General features: G+C 71.0%; 10 protein-coding genes and 2 pseudogenes. 5 read left to right on the plus strand and 7 right to left on the minus strand.

The features are described 5' to 3' along the window. Window positions 1-15: 15 nt before the first annotated feature. The 4 genes from xdhC to OG472_RS38575 form a co-directional block, all read right to left on the minus strand. On the minus strand, window positions 16-882 hold the full coding sequence (xdhC, locus tag OG472_RS38560) for a xanthine dehydrogenase accessory protein XdhC (protein ID WP_405942726.1): 867 nt from the start codon (window positions 880-882) through the stop codon (window positions 16-18). Between the two features lies 1 nt (window position 883). Beyond that, entirely contained in the window at window positions 884-3,283 is a 2,400-nt protein-coding gene (gene xdhB / locus OG472_RS38565; protein ID WP_405942727.1) for a xanthine dehydrogenase molybdopterin binding subunit, read from the minus strand. Next, a complete protein-coding gene (locus OG472_RS38570) occupies window positions 3,280-4,755 on the minus strand; it encodes a xanthine dehydrogenase small subunit (protein ID WP_405942728.1) in 1,476 nt (491 codons plus the stop codon). Before OG472_RS38570 ends, xdhB begins: the two co-directional genes overlap by 4 nt. 426 nt (window positions 4,756-5,181) lie before the next feature. Beyond that, window positions 5,182-5,625, minus strand: coding sequence for a cytochrome P450 (locus OG472_RS38575; protein WP_405942729.1), 444 nt, complete (start codon window positions 5,623-5,625; stop codon window positions 5,182-5,184). Between OG472_RS38575 and OG472_RS38580 the strand changes: the two genes are divergently transcribed. The 4 genes and pseudogenes from OG472_RS38580 to OG472_RS38595 all read left to right on the plus strand — a co-directional run. After that, entirely contained in the window at window positions 5,600-5,944 is a 345-nt protein-coding gene (locus OG472_RS38580) for a hypothetical protein (RefSeq protein ID WP_405942730.1), read from the plus strand. The genes OG472_RS38575 and OG472_RS38580 overlap by 26 nt on opposite strands. A gap of 66 nt (window positions 5,945-6,010) precedes the next feature. Beyond that, window positions 6,011-6,256: pseudogene (locus OG472_RS38585) on the plus strand (EF-hand domain-containing protein); the annotation flags it as partial. Between the two features lie 77 nt (window positions 6,257-6,333). Further along, a complete protein-coding gene (locus OG472_RS38590) occupies window positions 6,334-6,555 on the plus strand; it encodes a hypothetical protein (protein WP_405943263.1) in 222 nt (73 codons plus the stop codon). Between the two features lie 93 nt (window positions 6,556-6,648). Then, window positions 6,649-6,837, plus strand: a pseudogene (locus tag OG472_RS38595) (hypothetical protein); the annotation flags it as partial. 18 nt (window positions 6,838-6,855) lie between these two features. Here OG472_RS38595 and OG472_RS38600 read toward each other — a convergent pair. The 3 genes from OG472_RS38600 to OG472_RS38610 form a co-directional block, all read right to left on the minus strand. After that, the gene (locus OG472_RS38600; protein WP_401606243.1) at window positions 6,856-7,197 is read right to left on the minus strand and encodes a HopJ type III effector protein; all 342 of its coding nucleotides are present in this window, start codon (window positions 7,195-7,197) and stop codon (window positions 6,856-6,858) included. Window positions 7,198-7,570: 373 nt separating this feature from the next. Continuing rightward, window positions 7,571-8,446 carry an NADP-dependent oxidoreductase gene (locus OG472_RS38605; RefSeq protein ID WP_405942731.1) on the minus strand — a complete coding sequence of 292 codons (876 nt, stop codon included), beginning with the start codon at window positions 8,444-8,446 and terminating at the stop codon, window positions 7,571-7,573. Between the two features lie 109 nt (window positions 8,447-8,555). Continuing rightward, the gene (locus OG472_RS38610; protein WP_405942732.1) at window positions 8,556-10,232 is read right to left on the minus strand and encodes a PucR family transcriptional regulator; all 1,677 of its coding nucleotides are present in this window, start codon (window positions 10,230-10,232) and stop codon (window positions 8,556-8,558) included. A 284-nt stretch (window positions 10,233-10,516) separates the two neighbouring features. Here OG472_RS38610 and OG472_RS38615 point away from each other — a divergent pair, with 284 nt between their 5' ends. Continuing rightward, window positions 10,517-12,907, plus strand: coding sequence for a xanthine dehydrogenase family protein molybdopterin-binding subunit (locus tag OG472_RS38615; protein ID WP_405942733.1), 2,391 nt, complete (start codon window positions 10,517-10,519; stop codon window positions 12,905-12,907).

Raw genomic sequence — 12,907 nt, forward strand, 5'->3', positions numbered from 1 at the left:
GCGGCCCGTGCCGGCTCACGCGCTGCTGGCCAGCGGGGGGTACGGCAGCGCGGCAACCGGGTTCGGCACGGACCGGAGACGTTCCTCTTCGAAGGTCCGGAGCAGGTCCGCCGCCACGCTCACCGCGATCGTGGCGGGTTCCTTGCCGGTGATCCCGGCCACTCCGATCGGGGTCTTGATCCGGTCGATGGCGGCGGCGTCGTGGCCGCCCTCGGTGGCCAGGCGCTGGCGGAACCGCGCCCATTTGGCGGCGGAGCCGATCAATCCGATCGAGCCGAGACCGGCGGTGCGCAGGGCGGTGTCGCACAGCGCGGCGTCCTCGGCGTGATCGTGGGTCATGATCAGGACGTGGGCTCCGGGCGGCAGCTCCGCGAGCACCTCCTCCGGCAGCAGCGGGGTGTGGTGCACGTGGACGTGCGCCACGGCATCCGCGAGCACGCCGAGCCGTTCGTCCGTGAGCATGTCGGGGCGGGTGTCGACCAGGTGCAGATCGAGGTCGTGGCGGGCCAGGATGCGCGCCAGTTCCAGTCCGACGTGCCCGACGCCGAAGACCGCCACCGCCTGGACCACCGGGAGCGGTTCGAGCAGTACGGTGACGGCTCCGCCGCAGCACTGCACCCCGTGCCGGCCGGTGACCTTGTCGTTGAGGGCGAACTCCATCAGCTCCGGCTCGGGATCGGCCGCGCCGTTCAGTTCGCGCGCCCGGTCGATGGCGACGGCCTCGATGTTGCCGCCGCCGATCGAACCCCACGTCTCGGTCCGTCCCACGACGAGTTTGGCACCGGCCCGGCGGGGCGCGTGGCCGCGCACGGTCGCGACGGTCACGAGCACGCCGGGTTCCCGGCGTGCCCGCAACCGTGCGACCGCGGCCACCCAGCTCATGTCAGGCATTGCTCAAAGCGCTTGCGTCGACGGGGGCTTCGCTGCAGCCCGGGGCGTGACCGCCGTGCTGCACGCCACCCGCGCGGGCCGCCTCGACCGCCCAGTACACCGCCTCGGGTGTTGCCGGGGAGGCGAGCTCCACGCTGACTCCGGTGGGCCCGAATTCCCCGGCCGCCTGCCTCAGTGCCTCCCGCACCGAGAACGCCAGCATCAGCGGAGGCTCGCCCACCGCCTTGGAACCGTAGACCGCGCCCTCCTCGGTGGCGTTCTCCAGCAGCCTGACGTTGAACTCCTCGGGCATCTCCGAGAAGCTCGGCAGCTTGTAGGTGCTCGCCGCCTGGGTCAGCAGCCGACCGCGGTTCGGCCCGTCGCCGGCGTCCCAGCGCATGTCCTCCAGCGTCAGCCAGCCTGCGCCCTGCACGAAACCGCCCTCGACCTGACCGATGTCGATCATCGGGGAGAGGCTGTCGCCGACATCGTGCACGATGTCCACCCGCCGGATCCGGTACGCGCCGGTGAAACCGTCCACCTCCACCTCGGCCGCGGCGGCGCCGTAGGAGAAGTACTTGAACGGGGAGCCCTGGAAGGCCTTCGGGTCCCAGTGCAGACCCTCGGTCCGGTAGAAGCCCGCCGCCGACAGCTGGACCCGCTGGAAGTACGCGGTGCGCACCAGCTCGTCCCAGGCCAGCTCCTTGTCGTTGCCGAGGACGCGGGCGGCGCCCTCGACGATGCGCACGTCCGAGGCGCTCGCACCCAGCTGGGTGCCGGCCACCTGCAGCAGCCGCTCGCGGATCTGCTCGCAGGCGTTCTTCACCGCCGCGCCGTTGAGGTCCGCCCCGGCGCTCGCGGCGGTGGCGGAGGTGTTGGGCACCTTGTCCGTGCGGGTCGGGGCCAGCCGTACCTTGTGCAGCGGAATGCCCAGCGTGGTCGCGGCCACCTGCAGCATCTTGGTGTGCAGGCCCTGACCCATCTCGGTGCCGCCGTGGTTGATCAGGACCGAGCCGTCCTTGTAGACCAGCACCAGCGCACCGGCCTGGTTGAAGGCGGTGAGGTTGAACGAGATGCCGAACTTGATGCCGGTGATCGCGAGCGCCCGCTTGGTGTGCGGGTGCGCGGCGTTGAAGGCCGCGATCTCGCGCTTGCGATCGGCGATGCCGGCGTCGTCCTGGACCTGCTGCCAGATGACGGAGATCTGCTCGGGGTGGGCGACCGGCTGTCCGTACGGCGTCGAATGGCCCTGCCGGTAGAAATTGCGCTCACGCAACTCCATCGGGTCCAGGCCGAGCAACGGCGCGCACCGGCCCATGATGTCCTCGATCACCAGCATGCCCTGGGGTCCGCCGAAGCCGCGGAAGGCGGTGTTGGAGACCTTGTTGGTCTTGGCGATGCGACCGGTGACGCGCGCGTTGGGAATCCAGTAGGTGTTGTCGATGTGGCACAGTGCGCGGGCCACGACCGGCTCGGACAGGTCCAGGCTCCAGCCGCCGTCCGCGGTCAGGGTGGCGTCCAGGGCCTGGATGCGGCCCTCGGCGTCGAAGCCGATCTTCCATGTGGCGTGGAAGCCGTGGCGCTTGCCGGACATGGTGAGGTCCTGGGTCCGGTTGAGCCGTACCCGGACCGGCCGGCCGGTCAGCCTGGCGCCGAGCGCGGCGATGGCCGCGAACCCGTGCGGCTGCATCTCCTTGCCGCCGAAGCCGCCGCCCATCCGCAGGCACTGCACGGTCACCTCGTGGCTGTGCAGGCCGAGCACGTGCGCGACGATCTCCTGCGTCTCCGAGGGGTGCTGGGTGCTGCTCTGGACGAACATCTGCCCGTTCTCGTCGACGTGGGCCAGCGCCGCGTGCGTCTCGAGATAGAAGTGTTCCTGATCGGAGAACTGGAACTCGCCGGTGAACACGTGCGCGGAGTCGTCGAAACCGGCGTCCACCTCGCCGGTCAGCATCACGGGCCGGGCGCCGTGAAAACTCTCCGCCGCGATCGCTTCCCGCAGGGTGATCACCGAGGGCTCTTCGTCGAGTTCCACCTCGACGGCCGCCGCACCGAGCCGGGCCGCCTCCAGGGTCTCGGCGAGCACCCAGGCGACGGCGTGGCCGTGGAACATGACCACGTCGGGGAAGAGCGGTTCGTCGTGCTTCATTCCGGCGTCGTTGACGCCGGGCACGTCGGCCACGGTCAGCACGCGGACCACACCGGGCACGGCGAGCGCGGGCTCGGTGCGCAGCGCGGTGATCCTGCCGTGGGCCTTCATGACCTGGACCGGGTGGGCGTGCAGGACGTCCTTGGTGCGGTGGACCAGGTCGTCGGTGTAGAGCGCGGCACCGGTGACGTGCAGGTTGGCGCTCTCGTGCGGCATCGAAACCCCGACGACGGGCTTTTCGGGACGCTCGGACAAATGGCTCATGACGACACCGCCTCGGTGGTTCGCGCGTACAGCTTCAGCAGGCTCTGGCCGAGCATCGCGGAGCGGTAGCCGGCACTGGCGCGGTGGTCGTCCATCGGAGTGCCCTCGGACCGGAGCACCCGGGCCGCGGCCGCGACGGTCTCCGCCGACCACGGCTCGCCCTCCAGGGCCGCCTCGGCGGCGAGCGCGCGGATCGGGGTGGCGGCCACGCCGCCCAGGCCGATGCGCGCCTTGCGCACGATGCCGTCCTCGATGTCGAGCGCGAAGGCGACCGCCACGCTGGAGATGTCGTCGAAGCGCCGTTTGGCGATCTTGTGGAAGGCCGTGACCGGCGACAGCGGCAGCGGGATGCGCACCGCGCGGATCAGCTCGCCGGGGCGGCGCACGCTCTGCCGGTAGCCGGTGAAGTAGTCGGAGAGGGGTACCTCGCGCTCACCGTCGGCGTCGGCGAGCACCACCGACGCGTCCAGCGCGAGCAGGACCGGCGGGCTGTCACCGATGGGGGACCCTGTGCCGAGGTTGCCGCCGAGAGTGGCACTGTTGCGGATGAGCCGGGACGCGAACTGCGGGAACAGCTCCGCCAGCAGCGGGACGCTGCCGTCGAGGCGGCGTTCGATCTCGGTGAGCGTCTGCGCCGCCCCGATCTCGATGTGGCCGGATTCGACGCGCAGCTCCCGCAGTTCGGGCAGCCGGTCGACCGCGACCACGCAATTCGCCCGGCGGGAGCGGATGTTGACCTCCACGCCCCAGTCGGTGCTTCCGGCGACGACCACCGCGTCGGGCCGCTCGCGCAGCAGCCGCAGCGCGTCGGCGAGGGTGCCGGGCCGCAGGAACACGCTGTCGTCCAGGGCGTATTCGGTGGCGACCGGTTCGGGCGGGGACTGCTCGCGACGCTGCGCCAGCGGGTCGTCTTCGGTGGGAGTGCCGACGGCGAACGCGGCGTCGCGAATCGGGCGGTAGCCGGTGCAGCGGCACAGGTTGCCGCTCAACGCGTGCAGATCGAAGCCGTTCGGACCGTGCTCGGCGTCGGTGTCGGCGTCGGAGCCGTCGGCCGATTCCGGGTGTGCGCAGCGGTCGGGCCGGTAGTACTCGGAGGCCATGCTGCAGACGAATCCCGGTGTGCAGTAACCGCATTGGGAGCCGCCGCGGACGGCCATTTCCTCCTGTACGGGGTGCAGCACGGCCGGCGTGCCGGATTCGCCGGCGGTGGCGAGGCCCTCGGAGGTGATGACCTCCTGACCGTCGAGTGCCGCGACCGGGACCAGGCAGGCGTTGACCGCCACCCAGTCCGTGGGCTTGTTCACCCCGGGACGGGCCACCAGGACCGAACAGGCGCCGCATTCCCCTTCGGCACAGCCCTCCTTGGTGCCGGTAAGGCCACGCTCGCGAAGATAGTCCAGCACCGTGGTGTGCGGTGCGGCCGGTGAAATCGGTGTTTCTTTCCCGTTGACCGTGATCCGCGCCGCTACCATGGCACGTCCTCATTCCGGCGTGCGGTGGATCTGACTGTCCTAGTCGCCATTTCAGGAGCTTTCTATTTCAGTGGCGCAGCTCGAAACCCGGAGCGCGGCACATCGGCACGCGACGGCGTGCCGTAAACGGTGACAGAGATGAAAAGGTGCCGGGGCCGCAAAAACGGGCACGCCGGCGAGGGGCTGCTCAGCAGCCGTGTGCTACACGACCCGGAGCCCAGGCGATCTGGTGAGCGAGGCGAAGCAGTTCGGAGATGGTCGACATCCGGCTTCGCCTCCTTCCAGCAGCTCATGGGTGGGTGCGGTCGAAGTTACGTTGCCGCGGGTTCATCGGTCAAGCGGATGTCGGTGGATTCCACGAATGCCGGCCGCTTCCTCCGGGGGTATTCGTACGCGAAACCAGTCGCGGCGCCATCGGTCGTGGCGCTACCAGCGGACATGGAGCAGGGTGGGCCGGCGCAGGACGAGGCCGGCCGGGCGGGGAGCGGGGGAGCGGGCGGTGAGAGCGAGTCCGGGCAGCGCCCGGGCCAGGGCGCTGAGGGTCCGGCCGGCGACGAGGCGGGTGTACCGGGCGCCGGGGCAGTAGTGGATGCCCGCGCCGAAGTTGAGCGTGGGGGGTGTGCCGGTGCGCCGGTGGTCGAACGTCTCGGGGGCGTGGACGCCGTGGGCTTCGTCGCGTGCGGCGGAGTGCATGAGGAGCAGCAGGCGGGCGCCCGCGGGGAGGTCGGTGCCGGCGAGGGTGAGGGGGCGGGTGGTGGTGCGGAGCCAGCCGATCAGGGGCGGGTCCAGGCGCAGGGTCTCCTCGATGGCGGCGGGGGAGCACCAGGGTGAAGCGCCGCTGATCGTGGACCTGTTCTGCGGTTCGGGCAACTTCAGCCACCACCTCGGCACCCGCTTCGGCATTGCCGTGCACGCCTCCGAACTCGACCCGGCCGTCCACGACGCCACCCGCCACAACCTCGACCGCATCGGAGCCGGCACCCGGCTGCACCTCGACGACATCCGCCGCTCGTGCGACGGCCGCCCGTGCCTGGTCGCCGTCAAGACCAACGACCGGATCGCGCACGACTCCCTCGACCGCTCCTTCGCGGGCGCCGAGCACCTGCGCAGCATCACCCCGCCCCCGGTCCTGCCCTACGGCGCCAACATGGACTTCCACCTCTACCGACTCGGCTCCGGGCACGGCTGAGAGCTGCCCGGCCCGCTACCTCCACCACCCACTCCATCTCCCCCACTCGACCGAGGAGTCACAGCCATGACCGACGACGTGATCACCCGCCGCTACGACCGCACCTTCGACCTCCTGGACACCAACGCGAACGGTCTCCTCGAGGAGAAGGACTTCACCGGCCTCGCGGAGAAGATCGCCCAGGCCACCGGAGTGTGTTCGTCGGCCAAGGAGGAGGCGCTGCTGAGGGAATGGCGCCGCTGCTGGAGGACCCTGCGCGAGCACGCCGACACCGACTCCGACGGGGTGATCAGCCGTGACGAGTTCCACCGGGCGATGGCGGGCGCCTACGGCGACGCACCCGGATCCAGGAGCTGCTCGCTCCCGGGCTGGAGGCCGAGTTCGCCGCCATGGACGGAGACGACGACGGCATCGCCACGGTCGAGCAGTTCGAGGCGTTCCTCGTCGGCTTCGGGCTGGAAGCGGAGGAGGCGCGAGTGGCCCGTACCCTGCTCGACGCGGACGGGGACGGCCGCATCACCCGCGAGGAGTACCTCAACGGCTGGACCGGCTTCCTCCTCGGCGAGGCCGGCGACGGTCCCGCCGGCGGCCTGCTCGGCCCGGTGAGCTGACCGACGGAGCCAGTGCGGTGGCGGCGGCAGGCCACCGGGCCCGCCCCACCGCACTGCCGCCTTCGGCCCCGGACAGGGCCCAGTGGGCCCGCCAGAGGTGGCCCCGGCCGACGAGCCCGCCGACCATGCCCTCGGACGGTCCCGCGGCGATGCCACCTGCGGCGTCGCGGGATCCGTACGGTCATCCCGCATCCCGCATCCCGAATCCCGCATCCCGCGGACCAGGCCGCGAACCGCTGGCGGCTGCGCAGCCGCGGCGGCAGGCCACCGGCCTTCGACCGCGGGACCGGCCTTCGCTGTTCAGCTCTTGCGGGCCAACGGTTGCCCGGCGAAGCTCACCCCTGCCAGGCCATGGGCCATGAGGTTGCGAATGTTGCCGTGATCGGTGTCGTTCGGCGTCGCCAGCACACTGCGATAGTGCTCACCGAATGCCTGCAGGGCCTCTTGGTCGCTCAGCCCTTCCAGCAGGGCCAGTCCCAGCGTCTTGCAGGAACCCTCGTTCTCACCTGCGGCATTTTCCAGTTCCCCATTGCGGAACGCCTGCGGCTGGTATTCGTAATGCGCGGTGATGAAGGCCAGGGTGTCGGCGAACTCGTGCTCACCTGACGCAAGGCTTGTCCGCAGCGAGTTCAGATCGGTCATGTCGGTTCCTTCGGTTTGGGCAGACGATCCGATTGCCGTCCGTGACCGGGGGACAATAGTCCCTTCGGGCCGGCCGGCAGGAATCGGGCCACATGTCGGAACGAGTGGCATCTCCGCAGGTCACGACGTGCGACGGTGCGACCTGCCGAGAGTCGGTTTCGGTCCGGGCGATCGGCCGCGAGGGCGGTGCCGATCAGCAGGCCGTGGCCTCAGAGTGCCTCGTTCGGATCGTTCTGCCGCCTGCGCGACGGCCTCTCGGCTGAGGGAGGCAAGTGGTGCCACGCGTGTCCGCAGGCGCGGTTTCATGTCCGCCGTCGTGATGTGCGCTTACGACTCCGCCCCGGGCCAACGCCGATGATCCACAGGAAACGGCCTAGGGGGCGGTGATGACGAGCTTGCCCCGGACGTGCCCGCTGGTGGACGCCGTGTGGGCGTCGGTGATCTGCGTCAGGGGGTAGGCGGTGGTCTCCGCGACGCGCAGGTCGCCCGAGGCGACGAGGTCGGCGAGGCGGGTCATGTCGCCGGGGGCGGCGCGGTAGAAGAAGTTGACCGCGGTGACGTCGTGCGCGGCGAGCGCTTCCGGGTCGGCGGCGAAGACGGTGGAGACCAGGCGTCCGCCCTTGCGCAGCAGCGGTGCGATGCGGCCGGCGAGCGTGTCGCGGTCGCTCGCGAGGTCCAGCACGGCGTCGATGCGGTCGGGGTGTGCGGCGGCCACGGCGTCGGCGACGTCCGTGGTGCGGTGGTCGATGACCTCGGCCGCGCCGAGGGAGCGGGCGTACGGGTGATCGTCTGCGGCGGCGGTCGCGATGACACGGGCGCCCCGGGCGCGGGCCTGCTGGACGGCGTAGGAGCCGACGCCGCCGGTGGCGCCGATGATCAGCAGGGTCTCCCCTTCCTTGATCTCCAGCCAGTCCAGTGTGGCGAGCGCGGTGCCGCCGGTCATGGGCAGGGCAGCCGCCGAGACGGGATCGAGGTCCTCGGGCCGCAGGGCGAGTGCGGTGTCCTGCGGGGCGGTCATGTACTCGGCGAAGGAACCGTGGCCGAACGTGTGGGGCCAGGCCATGCCGAAGACCTCGTCCCCCGGGCCGAAGGCCTCGACGCCGGGTCCGACGGCGGTGACCTGGCCGGCGACGCCCGACGTGCCCTGGTCGGCCTCACATCCAAGGCGAAGTCGATCCGCGGCCCCGTCCAGCAGCTGCGCGCGGGCATCGACGAGGAGTCCCTGACCGGCTTCACCCCGGCCGAGCACGTCCAGCTGCGCGACTTCCTCGCCCGCATCACCGGCAACCTCGACACCATGCTCAACTCCCCGCCGAAAGGCGGCCCCACCAGAGGCTGACGCGGCTCGAGCGGGCGACTCAGCAGGCCTTCAAGGCCGCGAGGAAGTCCAGCCTGGTCTCGAGCCGGGCCAGGTCCCGGCCGGTGAGCTGCTCGATGCGGGCCACGCGCTGGCGCAGCGAGTTGACGTGAAGGCGGAGTCGGTCGGCGCACGTGGTCCAGGATCCGTCGCAGTCGAGGAACGTCTTCAGGGTGTTCAGCAGGTCGGTCCGGTGACGGCTGTCGTGGTCGCGCAGGGGGCCGAGGAGACGGGCTGCGAAGGCCTGCCGGGCCTCGGCCGGAATGAGGAGCAGGAGCGACAGGACGTGCGAGGTGAGGTCGTCGGGGCCGCGCACGGTCACCCGTTCCGGCCCGTCGTGGGCCATCCGCAGCGCGGTGCGGGCCGCATCGAGTGCTCCGCGTGCGTTGCCCGGTGCTGCCACCGGAGAGCTGACGCCGACGGAGATGCTGCCCGTCGGGCCGAGCCAGCGCGCGAGCACCCCGGCGAGTCTGCGCTGGAGGGCCGCGCAGTCGAGGGCCGGTTCGGGGAGCCCGTCCGTGGGCTCGGGCACCAGCACGAAGAGCACGGCCTGTCCGTCGTCGACGGTGGCGGCGATGTCCTCCGGTGAGACCGGCACCGGGCCGTCCGGCTGGATCAGGGCCTCCTCCAGGAGGACGCGCAGGGCCGGGGCCGGAATGGGGCGGGTTGCGTGCCACTCTGCCCGGGCGACCACGAACTGGCAGCGCTGCCAGGTGTCCTTCTGGCTGACCACGGCCTGCGCGGTGCTGCTCAGCCGGACGGGGATCTCGTCGGGCGGGACGCGGCTGTGCAGCAGGTCGAGGAGCTGGCGGGCCAGGTCGTTCAGCGCGACCTTCGCCCGGTCGTGCGCGGATCGCGCGTCGGCGACCAGCTCGACGATCCGGTCGAGGAGTTCCGTGTCCGCCGGGGGCCAGGCCGAGGTGTCGGCTTCCACGACGAGCAGCCAGTCACCGAGCTCGCCGGCGTGCTCCGCTCCGCCCGGCGGGGTTGACGGTGCCGACCCCGTGGCGGCGCCGCGTACCGGCACGAGGGAGTAGAGCCGGTCCGCGAGCGTGACCCGATGGGGAGCCGCCTCGCACGCGCGGCGCGCGGCGAGGTACCTCCCGGCCAGTGCCGTCGCCGTCCTGGCGTGCAGGGGAGGGCGGGGCCCGGCGATCTGACGTCCGGTCACGGACAGGACGCGCACGTCGAGGCCGAGGCTGTGACGCAGCAGCTCCAGTACGGAGTCCGGGGCACTGCGGCCGGTGAGGAGCTGCCGGTGGCGTTCGACCACGGCGGCGAGGTCGCCGGCGTGGCGGCCGGGCAGACGGCGCAGGACGTGTTCGGTGACCGCGGCGAACGAGGTCTCCGGTTTCACGGCGATGAGGGGGAGGCCGTGGCGTCGGCAGGCGCGCACGAGGTCGTCGGGGACGAATCCGTACGCGGCCTCGCCGGCGGCGAGGGCGGCGACACCCGCCCGGTCGAGGATGCGCACGAAGGCCTCGGCGTCTCCGTCCTTCCGCCACCAGGAGAGTTCACTCAGGACGAGTTCACCGCCGGTCAGGAAGCGGGCGGGGTCGGCCAGGTCGATGGTCGGGACAGCGCGGATGGCTCGATCGAGCACGTCGCCGTCGGTGTCCCGGCCCACGAGCAGCAGCAGCCCCAGCTCGTCGGCGCCCAGGAGTTCACGTAGCCGCATGATCGCCACTCTCTCACGCGTCCCGAGTTCCCGTACGTGCATCGCTGCAGTTCACCGACGTGAGGCAGTGGGAAAGCACGGTTGTCCACAGGCGGCTGACAAGCCGGTACTGAGCGATCCGTGACTGCCTCGACCCCCTGATCGCGCTGTCTACTTCTGCGCATGCCGCGCACGGGGGTCGCGGCACTGACGAGGGCGGAGTCTCTCTGCCGGGAACGTCAGCAACACGAGAAACACCAGCAACACCATGAACACCAGGCACATCAGGAAGAGACGGTTTGATCATGGCTGGCACCACCACGGGTATTCCCACCAACGTCACCCAGGGCTCCCGGACCAAGGGCGGCGTCGGCGAGTCGACGCTGCGCCCGGACGGCACCCTGAAGGTCACCGGTGAGTTCGCGTACTCCTCGGACATGTGGCACGAGGACATGCTCTGGGGCCAGATCCTGCGGTCCACGGTCGCCCACGCCGAGATCGTGTCCATCGACACGTCCGAGGCCCTGACCGTGCCCGGGGTCCACGCGGTCATGACGTACGACGACCTGCCGGCCGAGATGAAGAACTACGGCATGGAGTTCCAGGACACGCCGGTCCTGGCCCACGGCAAGGTCCGCCACCACGGTGAGCCGGTCGCCCTCGTGGCCGCCGACCACCCGGAGACCGCGCGCCGCGCCGCCGCGAAGATCCGGATCGAGTACCGGGAGCTGCCCGTCGTCACCGACGAGGCCTCGGCGACCGCTCCCGACGCGGTGCTCGTGCACGAGAACCGCGACGACCACCACGCCGCTCACGTCCCGCACCCGAACATCGTCCACCGCCAGCCGATCATCCGCGGCAACGCGGAAGAGGCCCGCAGGCGCGCCGACGTCATCGTCGAGGGCGAGTACACCTTCGGCATGCAGGACCAGGCCTTCCTCGGCCCGGAGTCCGGCCTCGCGGTGCCGTCCGAGGACGGCGGCGTCGACCTGTACGTGGCCACCCAGTGGCTGCACTCGGACCTCCAGCAGATCGCCCCGGTCCTGGGCCTGCCGCCGGAGAAGGTCCGCATGACGATGGCCGGCGTCGGCGGCGCGTTCGGCGGCCGCGAGGACATCTCGATGCAGATCCTCGCCTCCGTGCTCGCGCTGCGCACGGACAAGCCGGTGAAGATGGTCTACAACCGCTACGAGTCCTTCTTCGGACACGTCCACCGGCACCCGGCGAAGCTCCACTACGAGCACGGCGCCACCAGGGACGGCAAGTTGACGCACATGAAGTGCAGGATCGTGCTCGACGGAGGTGCCTACGCGTCGTCCACGGCCTCGGTCGTCGGCAACGCCGCGTCCCTCTCGGTCGGCCCGTACGTCATCGACGACGTCGACATCGAGGCGATCGGCCTCTACACGAACAACCCGCCCTGCGGTGCGATGCGCGGCTTCGGCGCCGTCCAGGCCTGCTTCGCGTACGAGGCCCAGATGGACAGGCTCGCGGCGAAGCTGGGCATGGACCCGGTCGAATTCCGGCAGCTGAACGCCATGGAGCAGGGCACGATCATGCCCACCGGTCAGCGGGTCGACTCCCCGGCCCCGGTCGCCGAGCTGCTGCGCCTGGTCAAGGCCCGCCCGCTGCCGCCGGAGCGCCAGTGGGACGTCGCCGAGGGGGAGGCCGATGTGCGCGCCCTGCCGGGAGGCCTGTCCAACACCACCCACGGCGAGGGCGTCGTCCGCGGCGTCGGCTACGCGGTCGGCATCAAGAACGTCGGCTTCTCCGAGGGCTTCGACGACTACTCCACGGCCAAGGTGCGCATGGAGGCCATCAACGGCGAGGCCGTCGCGATGGTCCACACGGCCATGGCGGAGGTCGGCCAGGGCGGTGTCACGATCCACGCTCAGATCGCCCGTACGGAGCTGGGTGTCCAGCAGGTCACCATCCACCCCGCCGACACGCAGGTGGGCTCGGCCGGTTCGACCTCGGCGGGCCGCCAGACGTACATGACCGGCGGTTCCGTCAAGAACTCCTGCGAAATCGTCCGCGAGAAGGTCCTGGAGATCGGCCGCCGCAAGTTCGGTGCGCAGCACCGGGCGTGGGCGAACGCCGAACTCCTCCTGGAGGGGGGCAAGGTCGTCACCGACGGCGGCGAGGTCCTCGCCACCCTCGTGGACGTCCTGGGGGACGAGGTCGTCGAGATCGAAGCGGAGTGGCGGCACCGCCCCACCGAGCCCTTCGACCTGAAGACCGGCCAGGGCAACGGCCACGTCCAGTACTCCTTCGCCGCGCACCGGGCGGTGGTGGAGGTCGACACCGAGCTCGGCCTGGTCAAGGTCATCGAACTGGCCTGTGCCCAGGACGTCGGCAAGGCGGTGAACCCGCTCTCCGTCGTCGGCCAGATCCAGGGCGGCACCACCCAGGGCCTGGGCGTCGCCGTGATGGAGGAGATCATCGTCGACCCGAAGACCGCGAAGGTGCGCAACCCCTCCTTCACGGACTACCTGATCCCGACCATCCTCGACACGCCGACCATCCCGGTCGACTACCTCGAACTGGCCGACCCGAACGCGCCGTACGGGGTGCGCGGCATCGGCGAGGCTCCGACCCTGTCGTCCACCCCTGCCGTCGTCGCGGCGATCCGGAACGCGACCGGCCTGGAGCTCAACAAGACGCCGGTCCGCCCCGAGCACCTCACCGGTACCTGA

Source organism: Streptomyces sp. NBC_00207 (genome assembly GCF_045160965.1).
In the GTDB taxonomy this organism is placed as follows: Bacteria; Actinomycetota; Actinomycetes; order Streptomycetales; family Streptomycetaceae; genus Streptomyces.